Annotated in this window: 14 protein-coding genes; 9 read left to right on the top strand and 5 right to left on the bottom strand. The window is 43.2% G+C overall.

Annotation, left to right across the window (positions count from 1 at the left end; genetic code table 11):
- The first annotated feature begins 14 nt into the window (after positions 1 to 14).
- From LC090_RS02395 to LC090_RS02435, 9 genes are all read left to right on the top strand, one after another.
- Entirely contained in the window at positions 15 to 2,213 is a 2,199-nt protein-coding gene (locus tag LC090_RS02395; protein WP_226654906.1) for a dihydroxy-acid dehydratase, read from the top strand.
- Positions 2,214 to 2,217: 4 nt separating this feature from the next.
- On the top strand, positions 2,218 to 3,168 hold the full coding sequence (locus LC090_RS02400; protein ID WP_226654908.1) for a U32 family peptidase: 951 nt from the start codon (positions 2,218 to 2,220) through the stop codon (positions 3,166 to 3,168).
- Positions 3,169 to 3,276: 108 nt separating this feature from the next.
- On the top strand, positions 3,277 to 4,062 hold the full coding sequence (locus tag LC090_RS02405; protein ID WP_226654911.1) for an IclR family transcriptional regulator: 786 nt from the start codon (positions 3,277 to 3,279) through the stop codon (positions 4,060 to 4,062).
- A gap of 62 nt (positions 4,063 to 4,124) precedes the next feature.
- Positions 4,125 to 5,027, top strand: coding sequence for a fumarylacetoacetate hydrolase family protein (locus tag LC090_RS02410; protein ID WP_226654914.1), 903 nt, complete (start codon positions 4,125 to 4,127; stop codon positions 5,025 to 5,027).
- Between the two features lie 30 nt (positions 5,028 to 5,057).
- Positions 5,058 to 5,384, top strand: coding sequence for a UxaA family hydrolase (locus LC090_RS02415; RefSeq protein ID WP_226654917.1), 327 nt, complete (start codon positions 5,058 to 5,060; stop codon positions 5,382 to 5,384).
- Complete coding sequence (locus LC090_RS02420) at positions 5,350 to 6,522, top strand: UxaA family hydrolase (RefSeq protein ID WP_226654919.1); 1,173 nt, start codon at positions 5,350 to 5,352, stop codon at positions 6,520 to 6,522. The genes LC090_RS02415 and LC090_RS02420 overlap by 35 nt, the downstream gene beginning before the upstream one ends.
- Positions 6,523 to 6,590: 68 nt before the next feature.
- On the top strand, positions 6,591 to 8,057 hold the full coding sequence (gene gucD, locus LC090_RS02425) for an alpha-ketoglutaric semialdehyde dehydrogenase GucD (RefSeq protein WP_226654921.1): 1,467 nt from the start codon (positions 6,591 to 6,593) through the stop codon (positions 8,055 to 8,057).
- A gap of 107 nt (positions 8,058 to 8,164) precedes the next feature.
- Positions 8,165 to 9,058: a fumarylacetoacetate hydrolase family protein gene (locus LC090_RS02430; RefSeq protein WP_226654923.1), complete on the top strand. Its 894-nt coding sequence runs from the start codon at positions 8,165 to 8,167 to the stop codon at positions 9,056 to 9,058.
- Between the two features lie 49 nt (positions 9,059 to 9,107).
- Entirely contained in the window at positions 9,108 to 10,022 is a 915-nt protein-coding gene (locus LC090_RS02435) for a dihydrodipicolinate synthase family protein (protein ID WP_226654926.1), read from the top strand.
- 117 nt (positions 10,023 to 10,139) lie between these two features.
- Here LC090_RS02435 and LC090_RS02440 read toward each other — a convergent pair whose 3' ends face one another.
- From LC090_RS02440 to LC090_RS02460, 5 genes are all read right to left on the bottom strand, one after another.
- A complete protein-coding gene (locus LC090_RS02440) occupies positions 10,140 to 10,790 on the bottom strand; it encodes a cyclase family protein (protein ID WP_226654928.1) in 651 nt (216 codons plus the stop codon).
- A 12-nt stretch (positions 10,791 to 10,802) separates the two neighbouring features.
- A complete protein-coding gene (locus tag LC090_RS02445; protein WP_226654931.1) occupies positions 10,803 to 11,594 on the bottom strand; it encodes a carbon-nitrogen hydrolase family protein in 792 nt (263 codons plus the stop codon).
- Positions 11,595 to 11,596: 2 nt separating this feature from the next.
- Complete coding sequence (locus tag LC090_RS02450; RefSeq protein WP_226654933.1) at positions 11,597 to 12,970, bottom strand: purine-cytosine permease family protein; 1,374 nt, start codon at positions 12,968 to 12,970, stop codon at positions 11,597 to 11,599.
- Between the two features lie 72 nt (positions 12,971 to 13,042).
- Positions 13,043 to 14,494 carry an aldehyde dehydrogenase family protein gene (locus LC090_RS02455; protein WP_226654935.1) on the bottom strand — a complete coding sequence of 484 codons (1,452 nt, stop codon included), beginning with the start codon at positions 14,492 to 14,494 and terminating at the stop codon, positions 13,043 to 13,045.
- Complete coding sequence (locus tag LC090_RS02460) at positions 14,491 to 15,906, bottom strand: sodium:solute symporter (RefSeq protein WP_226654937.1); 1,416 nt, start codon at positions 15,904 to 15,906, stop codon at positions 14,491 to 14,493. The genes LC090_RS02455 and LC090_RS02460 overlap by 4 nt, the downstream gene beginning before the upstream one ends.
- Between the last annotated feature and the right edge of the window lie 75 nt (positions 15,907 to 15,981).

Raw genomic sequence — 15,981 nt, forward strand, 5'->3', positions numbered from 1 at the left:
ATAGGAGTGGTTAGATGGTTGCGAAGTATCCGAACATCACAAACTCGGTGAACCCTTACCGAGATAACGTTCAAGGTAAAGCAAATGAGCCGATTACCGTCGCTGGTATTCTGGATCGAGCTAAACAGATTGCTGGAGCGTCTTATACTGGATCCCCTGATTGGACATTAGAAAATATCTATAACCGACTTGAAGAAAATGCTCCAAGAATCGCGATAATCGGCGGTTCGCCTGATCATCCGGCACACATCATGGATTATCAGACTTCCTCATTCGCTGCTCTAAGAATCTGGGAGAATGGCGGGGTTCCCTTTTATTTCTCTACACCAGTGATGTGTGACGGCACCGCCCAGAGTAACCAGGGGATGAGCTATTCGCTTCAAAGTCGAAACGCTGTTGCTCAGATGGTTGTCAACCAGCTTGAAGCTCATAGCTATCATGGAGCTTTCGTGATTCAAGGGTGTGATAAACAGCCACTCGGCGTCGTTAGCGCCCTCGCTCATGTGGACAGAGTCAGACAGATCAGAGGAGAAGCACCATTCTTTGCAACATTTGCCCCGGCCCATGTTCTTCAGGGGGGAACGATCCCTACCGATCTTTATGAAGAGCTTGAAGAAATCGCTGAGAAGTCACAGCGGGGCGGTGACCCTGACATCGCTAACGATATTAAAGATGCCATGGCTTATATTCTTCAGTGTACGAGTAATACTGCTTTTCAAGGTGTGCTTGGGAGAGCGGTTGAGAGAAATATCATTTCGAAAGAGCAACATAAGGAATTTGAGCGTAGGCTTGCGGTAGCAACATGTGACGGCCAGGGTGGCGTTTGTGCATTCAATGGGACAGGCAATAGTTCTAGGCATCTCGTTGCGGGAATGGGACTAGTTCATCCTGCATTGGAACTTTTGACTGCACCTCCAACGGCTGATCAAGTAAACGAATCACTCGATAGTTTAAGTGTCATGATTAACAAAAAGGAATTTGGGGCGGCAAATATCTTGGCGGCAAATATTAAAAACGCCATTCGAATTCATAGTGCCTCTGGAGGATCTACTAATCTCATGATGCATATCGTGGCAGGCATGCTTTATGGAGGATATAAATTCAGCCTTGCAGAACTGGATCAGATCCATCATGAACATCCGATTCCGGATCTATTCAATTATAGTCTGACAGAAGATAGGGATATTTTTTCACTCGCCATGCAATGTTGTGCCGGTGATAGCCGAGGGATGGAAACCTTATTCTATGAACTGTTAGAAAACGGTGTGCCGATGGACGTAGATGCACCTACTGTTGCAGGAACGACTTGGAGGACACGATTATCAAATAAAGATGGACTTCCTGCTGAGAATGCTGGGGATAACTCAGTCATCCTATCAAAACCGCGCAGACGCTTTAGTGGTGTCGATGTATTGACTGGAAATTTCTTTGAAACTGCAGTAGTGAAAATAAGTGGCATGGCGACGCCTCAACTAAATAGTTTTGATAAAAAATCAGCATTTGTTCTTTACTATGAAAATGAAGAAGATGCCAATAAGAACTTGTTAGATTCTAGTTTGATCACGAACTTAAAAGAATCGAAAACGTTTGAACATGAAAGTATGCTGGGAATGGTCAGATTCAATGCACCCGAATTTTATGAGGACTGGAAAAATGAACCTTATGACAACCTTTTTGACCTTATGGTAGAAAAAGAGGTTTTGAAACTTTCGGTCATCCTTTCCGGGCAGGGTCCAGTCGCATATGGTATGCCGGAGATGTTTACGCCGATGCAACATATTAACACCAATCGAAAATTGAAGAGGCTGGCAACTGTCATAAGTGATGGGCGCTATTCTGGGGCAACATATGGCGCCGCGATCGGCCACATGACACCTGAAGCGATTGATAATGGTGGAATCCTTTACTTAAAAACTGGTGATTTACTTTACCTTTCATTAAGAGATGGTGAGATTCAACTTTTCGACAAAGAGGCATTCCAAAATGGCGAGACGAAATATGAATTCGAAGCGATTAAACAAGAGCGGGAAGGGCTAGCAGCAGAAAGAATTTTAACTTTAAGAAAACGTCAAAAATCGGTCGCGTCAAGCAACAGAATTTATGGGCATACAGATGCGAGTAACGGTGTAGTTCCAATCCCAATTTATGAAGAAGCAGAGCTGAATTATAAGGACGCCATCATGTTGTCAGATGAAGTAAAAGAAAGGAGGTAGTCAAATGGAAGATACACGAAGAATCATTCAGGATCTTGGCTTTCCCAAAAGTGAAAATTACGAATTACCCAGTTCTTCAAAGACTTTTCCTGATGGCGCACAGTATCGAGTAGAGATCCCTAGTGTCGAAGGACCGGCTTCATTTCAAGAGGTGCTTCAGGCATGTGAGGAATATAATGTTTCGATCCATCGTGTTTCACAGGGAAGTGGTATTATGCTTCTGACTGATGATGAGCTAGAAAAGATGGCCGATATTGGGAAGCGGGAGTCACTCGAGGTAAGCTTATTCGTTGGCCCCCGAGGTACATGGGATGTTACCGCGATGCCATGGTCCAGTGGCGGCAAATCCGCTGGGTTAAGAGTGCAGGGCATGGATCAGCTTGTGTATGCGATTGAAGACATTAAGCGTGCGTGTCGCTTTGGAATAAGAAGTATCCTTGTTGCGGATGAGGGTTTGCTATGGTTGGTAAATGAATTCAAAAAGAAAGGGGAGCTACCTGAAGATTTAGTTGTGAAAATATCTGTACAAATGGGGCATTCCAACCCTATTTCAATCCGATTGATGGAAAGTATAGGTGCCGGCACTTATAATGTTCCGACTGACCTCACACTCCAGAGGCTTTCCGCTATTCGGCAGTCGGTTGATCTACCAATCGATATCTATGTGGAAGTACCTGATGACATTGGAGGGTTTGTTCGCCACTATGAGATTCCAGAAATCATAAGAGTGGCTGCACCGGTATATATCAAATTTGGGTTAAGAAATTCGCCAAATATCTATCCTTCCGGCACACATCTTGAGGACACATCAATCGCGTTATGCAGAGAGAGAGTTCGCAGGGCGAAGATTGGATTGGACATGATTCGTCGTTATGCACCCGAGTTAAAGACCTCAGAACGTGGAGCTGAAGGATTAGCAGTTCCAGAAAAAGTGACTGAAACGCTTTATAAATAATGCGGAGAGAGCGCGATGCTATTTTTCCCACCTTGTATGCTCTATAATAATACTAGAAAGCGTTTAATTATTTGAACCAGTACTCTTTAATGAAAAGGAATGAATGACATGCCGATCATCCAATCTGTAGAACGCGCATTGCGTATCATGAATTTATTTGATGAGCATACAAAGGAATTAAAAATCACTGAAATCAGTAGCTTACTTGGGTTAAATAAAAGCACCGTTCACTCTTTATTAAAGACGCTCATTAGCTACAATTATATCGAGCAAGATATGGAAACTGGAAAGTATAAACTTGGTATGAAGTTATTTGAACGAGGAAATGTTGTAGCTCATGGTCTTGATCTTAGAGGAGTCGCAAAAAAATATCTCAATGAATTATCAACGAAAACAGGTCACACGCTTCATCTGGTTGTACTAAGCGGCAAAGAAGGAGTTTATATTGATAAGGTTTCAGGAACGTCCGCTACGATTGTCTATTCTCGCATTGGAAAAAGGATACCTCTTCATTCAAGCGGTGTAGGTAAAGTCTTGCTCGCTTATAAAGAGGAAAGAGAAATAGCTGATATCCTTAAGGATTATCACTACGTTAAACAAACGGAGAATACGATTACGAACGAACATGATTTTAAGAAGGAATTACAAAAAGTAAAGGAACAAGGCTTTGCGATGGACGATGAAGAGAATGAACCTGGAGTTTGCTGTGTCGCCGTTCCTGTTCGAAATCATTCAGGCGAAGTTATCGCAGCTGTCAGTTTGTCGATGCCAGAACCAAGAGCAAAAACGGAAGAATTAGACCAAGTGATCGAGTATATGAAAGATTTGAGTTCCAACGTTTCAACGGAGCTGGGGTATGACTCGTTAAAATTTGGAAAAGCCTCACATCTGTGAGTGTTTTTTTACCTAGTTATCAGAACGATGTTTTATAATATAAAACGATTGGAGATCTAGATATGAAAATTATTCGTTATCAAAAAGAAGATAATCTTGCAATTTTAGCAGCGGTCGACCATAAGGAACTGATTTACGATTTACCTTTTGACCATTTCGAGGAGGTTTTAAATGAAGCAAAGCGAAGAGGTTGTAAGGTTGTCAAAGTTATAGAAAGTGAAATTGCAACCATCAGTCCATTAGATGTAAAGCTAGAATCACTTCATTTGCTTGATCCAATTAAAGCGAAGGAAGTATGGGCGTCAGGTGTCACTTACGAGCGAAGTAAAGAGGCAAGGAATTATGAGGCAACAGGGGGAAAGCTGGATGCTACAACGTTTTATGACAAAGTTTATGATGCCAAAAGGCCTGAAATCTTCTTTAAATCCACAGATGCAAGGACAATCGGTCCAGGGGAACCAGTGTTTTTACGAAGTGATTCTAACTGGCAAATCCCTGAACCTGAACTTGGACTCGTATTAGATTCAGATGGAGAGATCATCGGATATACGATCGGGAACGACATGAGCTGTAGAGACATTGAAGGTGAGAATCCGCTTTATTTGCCTCAAGCAAAAATATGGAAGAATTCTTGCTCGATCGGGCCGGCGATTCGGCTAGCAGAGACTGTAGAAGATCCTTATCGTTTTGAAATTACTTGTAGCATTTATCGGAATGGAGAAAAGGTTTTTGAAGGTTCTGCACCAGTAAGTCAATTGAAACGAAAATTGGATGAACTGACAGAATATCTGGTTCGAGACAACATCGTCTTTCCAGGGACTGTTCTCCTGACTGGCACCTGTATCGTTCCTCCGAATGATTTTACTTTACAAGAAGAAGATCAAATTGAAATTGAGATTCCTGGGATTGGCGTTTTGAAGAATGGTGTTAAAAATCAGGTGGATCAGAATACTGTCGTTCAGTAAAACATGGAATTCAATGATGGAGGTCATGATATGGAAAATGTCCATCGTACGTTGATGATGAAGCCTTCTGATAAGGTGGCGGTGGCTTTATCGAAAATCGAGAAGAATACAATCGTACAGGTTATCTCACAGACAACAAAATATGTGATCGAACTTCAGGATGACATTCAATTCGGACATAAGTTCGCTGTCGTTCCTATTAAAAAGGGTGAAGATATTTTGAAGTATGGCGAAGTGATCGGTGTGGCATCTGAAGATATTGCAGAGGGAGAGCATGTTCATATTCATAATTTAGAAGGAAAACGTGGACGGGGGGATAAAAATGACAGAGCTAAACAAACAACTACTGGGATATAGACGCCCGGACGGAACAGTGGGTATTCGTAATCATGTTCTCATTCTACCTACTATTACGTGTGCAACACAAACGGCTCAGCGGATCACTGAATTAGTAGACGGTACCGTTACATTCATTCATCAACACGGTTGTGCCCAGGTTGGAGAAGATTATGAACAAACATTTCGTACTTATGTAGGGATGGGTGCAAACCCAAACGTGTATGGTGTAGTCGTATTAGGATTGGGGTGTGAAACGCATCAGGCTAAAAGTGTAGCTGGGGAACTGAAAAAAACCGGAAAGCCTGTTGAGGTTGTATCAATTCAGGATCATGGAGGTACGCTTACTACGATTGCAGAAGGAGCCAAAATAGCCGCGAAAATGGTGCAGGATGCATCGATGGAAATGAGAGTCCCATTTGATTTTAGTGAATTGATCGTCGGTACAGAATGTGGCGGTTCAGATGCGTGTTCAGGTCTTTCTGCTAATCCGGCCGTTGGGGCTGTAAGTGACAAGATTGTGGAACGTGGTGGAACGGCGATTCTAGCAGAAACAACTGAGCTGATCGGAGCAGAGCATTTACTTGCAGATCGAGCCGTCGATGACCACGTCTCAAAGAGAGTTTACGAAGTTATCAATGCAATGGAAAATCGAGCGATCAAGATGGGCGTCGATATCCGAACAGGTAATCCGAGTCCAGGTAATATTGAAGGCGGTTTAAGCTCATTAGAAGAAAAATCTCTCGGAGCTTCTACAAAGGCAGGAAGTAGTCCTCTACAGGAACTTGTGAGTTACGCAGAGAGACCAACGAAAAAGGGTCTGGTTTGGATGGATACTCCAGGTCATGATATTGAACAGCTGACGGGAATGGCTGCAGGTGGTGCTCAAGTCGTGTTGTTTACAAGTGGTCGGGGAACACCCACAGGCTCTCCAATCGTACCAACTATAAAAATATCAACGAATAGCATGATGTTTGAAAGTATGCAAGAAAATATGGATATCAATGCCGGTACGATCATTGAAGGTCAGGAAACAGTCGATGCGGTGGGTGAACGGATTTTGAATGAGGTTGCACTCACATGTAGAGGAAAGAAAACGAAAGCGGAAATTTTAAAACAGCATGACTTTGGGATCTGGCGCATCGGCCCTACTTTTTAGTCATTACTATTAATCACTTAAAATGAATGCGATTACAGAAGAATTCAATATGAAAGGATGAGAGAATTATGGCTGTACAAACACAAGTGGAAACGTACCAAAACTTGATTAATGGAGAATGGGTAAAAGCGACTTCTGACGAGGTGATCACGAGCATAAGCCCGGCGAATCGACATCATATTGTTGGTTATATGCAGAAATCGACTGACAAAGATGTTGATGAAGCTGTAGAAGCAGCACAGAAGGCGAAGAGAGATTGGAAAAAACGTTCAGGTGTAGAAAGAGGAAACTTCCTCTACAAAGCAGCCAGCTTAATCGAAGAACGTGTTGAAGATATCGCAAAGACGATGACAGAAGAGATGGGAAAAACTTTGCCAGAAGCAAAGGGAGAAACGATGCGGGCGGTAGCGATTCTTCGGTATTATGCTGGGGAAGGCATGCGAAGTATAGGTGATGTGATTCCAGCTACGGATGGCGGTGCACATATGTATACGACTCGCGTACCTCTAGGAGTTGTAGGTGTGATCACGCCGTGGAATTTCCCAGTAGCGATTCCTGTTTGGAAGATGGCGCCAGCCTTGATTTATGGAAATACGGTCGTCATCAAACCGGCGACTGAAACAGCCGTTACCACAATTAAAGTGATGAAATGTTTTGCGGATGCTGGTTTTCCAGAAGGCGTAGTAAATATGGTAACAGGTTCAGGTTCTATCGTAGGACAAAGACTGATCGATCATCCTGAAGTGAACGCTTTAACGTTTACTGGATCGAATCAAACTGGTAAACGAGTAGCTGAAGGTGCACTGAACCGAGGTGCAAAGTATCAGCTTGAGATGGGTGGGAAGAATCCGATCATCATTGCAAACGATGCAGATCTTGATTTAGCTGTTGAAGCAACGATCAGTGGGGGACTGCGCTCTACAGGACAAAAATGTACCGCGACAAGTCGAGTGATCGTTCAGGAAGGTATTTATGAAGCTTTTAAAGAAAAGCTAGTTGCTGAAGTATCGAAGCTTAAGGTTGGTAATGGAATGGAGGAAGGCACCTGGATGGGGCCATGTGTAAGTGAAAATCAATTGAACACTGTACTCTCTTATATTGATAAAGGGGTAGCTGAGGGAGCCACGCTTCTATACGGTGGAAGGAAACCAGAAGATGAGCGATTAAAAGATGGATTCTATGTAGAGCCGACTGTTTTTGAAAATGTTGAATCCGATATGGTTATCGGCCAAGAAGAAATATTTGGACCAGTGCTTGTCCTGATAAAAGTTGATTCGGTCGAGCGGGCACTTGAACTTGCGAATGATGTGAAGTTCGGATTAAGTGCTTCGATCTACACGCAAGACATTAAGAGTGCCTTCTCATTCATCGATGAAATTGAAGCTGGACTCGTTCGTGTCAATGCTGAAACAGCGGGTGTCGAGTTACAGGCTCCATTTGGTGGAATGAAGAACTCGAGCTCTCATTCACGAGAACAGGGACAGGCAGCAAAAGAATTTTTCACAGCGACAAAAACGGTTTTTATTAAGCCATAATAATGAAAGAAAGACATTTTGAAAAAAATAAGCTATTTAATACCATGGCGAGGGGCGGACGTATACTAGTCGCCCCCTTTCCATTTTAGAAGTGAAGGAGTTGTCTTATGAGAACGCTAACGTATCGCAAAAATCATCAATTGAAGCTGGGAATAAAGACAGAAAAGGGTATTCTGGATGTGGAGAAAGCGGTAGGGTCATTTCCTGACATGACTGTTGTACCTCGTACGACCTTTGAACTGATTCAAGCTGGTTCTAAAGGAATTGATAGATTAGAGACGCTCGTCGAGCTAGCGGTAAAGTCAGGTGAAGGTGATTTGTTTAACCTTGAAGAAAACCTTGAATTTGGCCCATGCGTCGATCAACCGGGAAAAATTATCTGTATCGGACTTAATTATCGAAAGCATGCTGAAGAATCTAACATGGAGATACCGGAGTTTCCAATCGTATTCAGTAAATTCAATAATGCGCTTGCAGGTCATCATCAACACATCAAAATTCCGAAAGCTTCAGATAAGGTGGACTACGAAGCCGAATTAGTCATCATCATCGGAAAAGAAAGCAGTAACCTTTCTAAAGAGGATGCATTGTCTTCTGTTTATGGATATTGCACTGGTAACGACCTCTCAGCAAGAGATCTTCAGTTTCGATCGGGTCAGTGGCTGATAGGTAAAACACTTGATGGTTTCTGTCCGATCGGCCCTTATCTAGTAAGTGCAGATGAAGTTGAAAACCCAAATAACTTAATCATCTCAACCAGGGTTAATGGCGAAGAGAGACAAAATTCGAATACATCCGATATGATCTTTTCCTGTGAAGAAATTATCTCGTATTTATCAGAGTATATGACCCTATCACCTGGCGATATTATTATGACCGGAACCCCTGAAGGAGTTATGATGGGATACGCGAAAGAAGCTCAGAAGTGGATTCAGCCTGGAGATGATACAGAAGTAGAAATAGAAGGTTTGGGTACACTGAACAACCGATTTGTCACATGAACTTGTGGATTGAAGAGTAGTTGAAAACAATAAAAGTGAGGCGAATGAATTGGGTAAACCCCTATTTCACGGTGTGATTCCACCGATATCTACTGTTTTTAATGAGGATTATCGATTAGATCAGGTAGGAATGGGAAAATTGATAGATTATCTAATTGAGAATGGTGTAAACGGGCTATTCTTTCTTGGTACCGGAGGAGAGTTTTCTCAACTATTATTGCAAGAGAGGAAAGAAATTGCAGAATTCGCAGTCGAATATGTCAATCATAGGGTGCCGGTATTAATAGGAACGGGGAGTACATCTACACATGAAGCGGTGGAACTCAGTCAGCACAGCGAGAAAATTGGTGCAGATGGAATCGTCGTTATCAATCCCTACTATATGAAACTCTCTGAGGATAATTTGTATAGACACTATCAAGAGGTTTGCGATGCAGTAGCATTGCCGATTCTACTATATAATTTTCCGGCATTTACTGGACAAGATTTAACACCTGATTTTGTTTTGAGGGCTGTTAAGGAACATCCAAATATTGTAGGGATCAAGGAAACAGTAGATTCGGTTGGGCATATTAAAGAAATGATTCTAACAGTTAAAGAAAAGTTTCCTGACTTTCTCGTTTTCTCAGGTTTTGATGATCATTTTCTGCAGAATCTTTCTTTAGGTGGAGATGGAGCGATATCATCGAGCGTGAATTTCGCACCGCATTTAGCTGTAGGGCTCTATGACGCATTTACAGGAGGAGATTTAACAAAAGCGGTTCATATCCATAGACAGCTTGCTATCCTCTCACGTCTATATCAATTAGATCAACCCTTTACAAATGTTATTAAAGAAGCAACGAAGCTCTGTGGAATAGGAATTAATACAGCGGTTTTGCCACCGGGACGCCCCTTAGAGCAGAAGAAGAAGAAAGAATTGCTGAGGACTTTAGAGAAAGCAAGCTTAAGCTTGAGAACTTAGTGTCTAAACTTCTTTCTGAATTTAATCAAACATTTGAGTAACAGATATTACTGAAAACGAAAACAGAGTCCCTCGATAAATAAGGTGACTCTGTTTAATAATCCTATTGAATTCCTGTTATTCTACCTCCACCGCAACCGCCCGCACCGGTGATCCATCCAATCCTTCAAGCTTTAAAGGTAGCGCAATGATCAGCGGATTATCAAAGTCGATCTTTTCAAAGTTGCAGAAGTTTTCTCCAATGATGCCGTTAACTGACGTGATGGCTTCATGAACAGGAAAGGCGGATCCATCTGGTGGATCGACGTTCAATGCGTCGATGAAAAAGGTGGTTACTCCCTTTTTAAGCAGATCGTTAATGATAGTCACACTTAGGTAGGGATGATTGAAATAAATTTCTGATCCAGCATGTTTTGACCATCCAGTGTGAAATAGCACAATTGTGCCAGGAGCGACGTGTTCAATCTGATCCTCTACGTCTGACATCCTAATTTCTTCACCGGGTTCTTTACCGGTTACATCGATTACAATTCCAGGAGCCATAAACTTCGTTAAGCTTGACTGATCGATTCGATCACCTTCTTTTTGAAAGTGATAGGGAGCATCCACATGAGTACCTGTATGTGAACCGATATTGAGCTGCGTCACCTGGTATCCGTCTTTATCTAGCTCCGCAGCGGGATGGATATCTGGCTTTGGATCGCCAGGATAAATTGGTGTCGCTGATGTGATTGGGATCGATAAATCGATGATCTGTTTGAATTTCAAAAGGTAGCCTCCTTAGCTGTAGATATCGGTTCTTCGTTCTTCTAACATCGAGAAGAACGATTGTTTTATTTCGTTCCGCCAATCATAATCAATGGTTGCCGTAATCATATCATATTGTTTCTCAGCTGATGCCATGACCTGTCCATCTGGCGCAAAAATCGAGGATTTGCCGAAGAAGGTAAGGTCTTCTGACTTTCCTGTATGGTTAGCAGCTACAAGATAGACGGAGTTATCGATCGCGCGTGCCCCGCTAAACTGAAGGAAAGGAGCGTCGTAAGGTTCTTCCCACGCTGATGGAACGAGAAGGATATCAGTGCCCATTAAAGTAAGTTTCCGAGCTAGCTCTGGAAAGGCAAGGTCCCAGCAAATCATCAGGCCGATCGTCCCGACATCTGTTTCCACAGTAACTGGCTCGGAACCGGCTTTGAATACACCTCTCTCCAGGGGAGTGAGGTGTATTTTTCTATAATTTGCGTTGTTCTTGCCGTTTGCATCAATGTATTGAATGGAATTATAGATGTTGCCCATACCGTCAATTTCAACATATCCATATACAATTGAAACAAGGTGGGATATCGCCATCTTCTTCATTGTTTGAAAAATCGGTCCATCCCTTTTTTCTGCTAGGTCTTTGATGCCTTCGGACAAAAAGTAGCCTGTCGTACACAGTTCCGGAAAAGTGATGATTTTTGTGTCAGGATGCTTCTTGAGAACAGTTTCAATAATAGTTTCCATTTTTGATAGATTCGTTTTAACCGCCCCATTTTGAAAACTTCCCTGGACAGCGGAAATGTAATGTTTCACTTTTATGCCTCCAATTTCACATCGATTTCTTCGTTTGAAGCCGTTTTTATCCCGAGTTGTTTTGTTGCTGCCATTAAACCAAAGTAACAGCCACCAGACAAAACAAAGGTAAGGATTGTTGCTCCGATAGACAACGGATGAACGTAAGTGAAGTAATAAGCGAAAAGAGCTCCAGCCACATAAGTTACGACAGCCACAATGTTTACACCGCGCTGGTATCGGTAGAGGCCTTTATGATCGAATGCTACATCTTCTGCATCATAGTACGCTTTTTTAACAAGGAAATAATCCACCAGCACGATGGCGAATACGGGAATAAATAGCGTCGCGATTAAGAGAATGAAGTTAAAAAAGTTTACCATTAATGCTTCTTTTAATAGGGCGCCGAGTGTACAGACGATTCCAAGTGCAAGAACGGGTTTCCAGAATCCTGATTTTGGGAAGACGTTCATAAATGACATCGTCGCACTATAGAGTGCCATGACATTTGTGGATAGTACAGAGAAAAAAACGACGATTGAAGCGATGAATCCAAATCCGTAAGCGGAAAGAAGAACGGTAGGGTCATACGTTTGTTCCATGTTATTTAAAATACTAAATCCGCTGACAACGGCGCCGAGCCCCATAGCAATAAGAGAGGCCACAATGTATCCGAGGTAGGTGCCAAGCATGCCGCTTTTTTCAGATTTACTATGACGATTAAAATCACAAACGCTGGACATCCAGGAGAAAGCTGTCGCAACGACAATATCAAAAGCAATAATGCCTGAAATAGCTGGATTTTCACTCGCTTTCAACTCGATTAGCGATGAAACGCTATAAGTTGTAAATAGCTTATAGAACACAAGAACCGATAGGATGAGCATGGCAACAGAGACCCATTTCTCAATGCTTTCCACACCGTGGTGACCGTAAATCGTAATCGCAACAACAAGAATTTCAGTAAGAATGACAAATAAATTGATGTTGCTGTAGCCAGTTGTGTAACTGATGGCGTAGTTAAGAGAAAGACCGGCCATGTAAGCCTGAATCCAGCTCCAGCCAATGAGTACGATCGTGTTTACGAGTGCGGGAAGAATGGCTCCTTTTTGACCAAAAGCCGCTCTTGTCATGACCATCGTCGGCAGTCCAGTTCGAGTTCCGATGTTACCTGTTAGAGCCAGTGGAATGGCCCCAATAGCTGAGCCAATTAGAATAGCAAGCATCGCTTTTTCGATTGATATATCCGGTACGAACATCATGCCTGTCATAACGGACGTGATCACGACGTTTGCTGCAAGCCAGAGAGCAAACGTTGAGAAGAAATTCATACTTCGCTTGTCCTTTGGGGTCGGGCTAATCGTGTCATGACCTAAACGTTCAGTAAGTTGACTCATGTTATTTCCCCCTATTTTTCGTTTTCAATATTCCGAAAATTATTGGTGCACTGAGCCCCTACCAGGGGGAGCTCAATACGTGTACCAGCCTGCTTTTTGGAGTTGTTGAGAGGTGTTGACGTGCTTCACTTCAGTAAAACCGGCAAGACCATGTGGTCCAAGTTCACGTCCGATACCGCTTTCTTTATATCCTCCCCACGGTGCTTCTACATAAGGTGTGTGATAAGAGTTAATCCAGACTGTACCTGCTTTCAGTAGTGACGCCACTTGTTCAGCTTCAGAAACGTTCGTTGACAGAACACCTGCCGCAAGCCCATATTTCGTACCGTTCGCTAGTTGAACCGCTTCCCTCTGATTTGAAAAAGGTTGAACCGTCATCACAGGTCCAAAAATCTCTTCTTGAACAATACGCATCTCTTGATGAACATTTGTAAAGATAACAGGGGTTTGATAAAACCCTCCATCAGGATGTTGCCCCCCATAGTGAACAGATGCGCCTTCTTCTTTGCCAAGATCGATATAGCTCTTTACTTTCTGAAGGTGAGTTCTGCTAACCAGAGGACCCATTTCCGTTTCCTCGAGAGTGGGGTCACCGATTTTTATTCGAGACGACTCATGAACAAGTTTGTCTATAAAAGCTTCATAGAGAGACTCATGAACAAGAATACGAGATGAAGCCACACACACTTCTCCCTGGTTAAAGAACCCGCCGAATATCGTCCATTCAACTGCAGACTCAATGTCGGCATCTTCTAAAATAATAAGAGGTGATTTGCCACCGAGCTCAAGAGAAACGAGCTTCAGGTCTTTGGCACATTGCTGATTAATCCGTTTTCCGGTTTCTGAACCACCTGTAAACGACACCTTGTCTACTTCAGGGTGTGCAACTAGTGTTTCACCTACCGGATTGCCTGCACCAGGTACAAGATTGAATGCCCCAGGTGGAAACTCGCACCGGTCGATTAATTCGGCTAGTTTGATAGCCGTAATCGGGGTCAGTTCTGATGGCTTGAACACGACAGTGTTTCCTGCTGCGAGTGCTGGGGCGATCTTCCACATGCCGAGAAGGAGAGGGAAGTTCCATGGCACAATGAGAGCACACACGCCGATCGGTTCATTGATAATTTTGCTCGTCGTTCCATCGGCCATCTCGATCGTGGTAGATTCTCGCTCATCGATCAGGTTGGCGTAGTAACGCAGGCAAGCGACGGAGTCACTGATATCAAGCATGGCTTCCTTGATGGGTTTTCCAGTATTCTCTGTCTCCGCCATTGCGAACTCTTTTTCATTCTGTTCTAGCAAATCTGCTAGTTTATGCAGAGCGAGTACGCGTTTTTTTACATTCGTTGCCCATTCACTTTCGTCAAATGCAAGACGAGCAGCATCGACTGCGGCGGATGCCTGCTCCCGAGAAGCTTCTTTTATCTTCCTAATCGTTTCTGCTGTTGCTGGGTTAATAAGATCACGCTCGTATCCTTCACCTTGCTGCCAGGCGCCATTCATGTAGAGGTGCTGATTCGTCATGAGATATGGCTCCTTTCTTGAATAGTGTCTGTCATTTCAGTAGCATCGTTTTCTGTTATAAGTGATACGCCGATCATGACAATAAAGCTGGTCAATATGCCATACATGATTGGATTTGTTGAGTGAAGACCTTCGATAGCAAGGCCCCCGATAATCACAAGAATGCTACTAATGATGGAGTAAAAGGCCGCTTTTGACGTTGCTTTTTTCCAGAAAAAACCGAGTAAAATAGGAACAAAGATTGCTCCAGATAAAATAGCGTAAGCGACATCGAGTGCCACAAGAACGTCTTGAATCCATATAGCAAAAATAATGGTAATAGCCCCAATGATTGTTGTCGTTATGCGAGAGACGATGAGACTTTGCTTTTCACTTGCCTCTTTTATAAAATACCGCTTCACGATATCGTTTGAAATTAATGTTGAAGAAGCAAGAAGTGTGCCCGAAGCCGTAGACATAAGAGCAGCGATGACGCCTGCCAGAACGAGACCGAGAACTCCAGTCGGTACGGTTTCGATTGCCATGCTGGCAAAAGCATTCTGAGAATCTCCTAGATTCGGAAGGACGATAAAGGCGCACATTCCAATTATGCTGACAGCTAGTCCATAGAGTAGGCTATAGATGCCAGCGATGATGGTACCAAGGCGAGCGGTTTTGTTCGTTCTGGCTGTGAAGATGCGCTGCCAAATGTCTTGAGCTACAAGCATACCGAGACAGAAGAGAAGGAAGTATTGGAAGACTTGACTGCCCCCAATCCCCGTGAATGAAAAATAGCTGTCTGGAAGTTGTTGCGTTAAGGCACTCCATCCGCCAGCCTTCGAGAGACTTAAAGGGAGCATAATGAAAAATACACCAACCGTCATAATCACAAACTGGACAATATCAGTCATTGTAACGGACCACATTCCGCCAAGAATCGTATAGAAAAGGACAATCCCGCCTCCAAGCAGCATAGAGCTTGTCAGATTCCAACCGAGCAGCACGTTCATGACAGTACCAATCCCAATCACTTGAGTGACAGCAACCATTAGGGCATAGATGGAAGCCACTAAGGCGCTGAGTAGGCGGGCTTGATTCCCAAATCGTTTCCCTAGAAATTCACTAATGGTAAGCACCTTAAAACCAGCAATTTTTTTGAGGAAAAAGATCCCGAGTCCCATAATGCCAAGACCGAGCATGAAGACGAGCCACATACCCGATACACCAAATTCATAGCCAAGCTTTGTGGTGCCGATTGTCGAAGCGCCGCCAAGGATCACGGCTGATAGGCACCCAAAATACATGAAGAAGCCCAGGTTACGGCCTGCCAGTGCATAATCCTCTATCGTCTTGGCTTTACGTGATCCAATGACGCCGATTCCGATGACGATTAAGAAGTAAACGATAATAATGCTGATATCCAGAAATAACACGAAATTCCTCCTTACAAGTAGCGTTCAGGTTTAATCGTTTTAAAATTCTGATAAATTAACAGGTACTTCTCTATA

The sequence above is a fragment of the Guptibacillus hwajinpoensis genome, from assembly GCF_020524165.1.
GTDB classification, from domain to species: Bacteria; Bacillota; Bacilli; order Bacillales; family Guptibacillaceae; genus Guptibacillus; species Guptibacillus hwajinpoensis_D.

What these genes read in the sequence shown, in the direction of transcription:
- LC090_RS02395 (WP_226654906.1), top strand. Translation starts at nt 15, where the DNA reads ATGGTTGCGAAGTATCCGAACATCACAAACTCGGTGAACCCTTACCGA.
- LC090_RS02420 (WP_226654919.1), top strand. Translation starts at nt 5,350, where the DNA reads ATGACAGAGCTAAACAAACAACTACTGGGATATAGACGCCCGGACGGA.
- gucD (WP_226654921.1), top strand. Translation starts at nt 6,591, where the DNA reads ATGGCTGTACAAACACAAGTGGAAACGTACCAAAACTTGATTAATGGA.
- LC090_RS02410 (WP_226654914.1), top strand. Translation starts at nt 4,125, where the DNA reads ATGAAAATTATTCGTTATCAAAAAGAAGATAATCTTGCAATTTTAGCA.
- LC090_RS02405 (WP_226654911.1), top strand. Translation starts at nt 3,277, where the DNA reads ATGCCGATCATCCAATCTGTAGAACGCGCATTGCGTATCATGAATTTA.
- LC090_RS02415 (WP_226654917.1), top strand. Translation starts at nt 5,058, where the DNA reads ATGGAAAATGTCCATCGTACGTTGATGATGAAGCCTTCTGATAAGGTG.
- LC090_RS02430 (WP_226654923.1), top strand. Translation starts at nt 8,165, where the DNA reads ATGAGAACGCTAACGTATCGCAAAAATCATCAATTGAAGCTGGGAATA.
- LC090_RS02400 (WP_226654908.1), top strand. Translation starts at nt 2,218, where the DNA reads ATGGAAGATACACGAAGAATCATTCAGGATCTTGGCTTTCCCAAAAGT.
- LC090_RS02455 (WP_226654935.1), bottom strand. Translation starts at nt 14,494, where the DNA reads ATGACGAATCAGCACCTCTACATGAATGGCGCCTGGCAGCAAGGTGAA.
- LC090_RS02450 (WP_226654933.1), bottom strand. Translation starts at nt 12,970, where the DNA reads ATGAGTCAACTTACTGAACGTTTAGGTCATGACACGATTAGCCCGACC.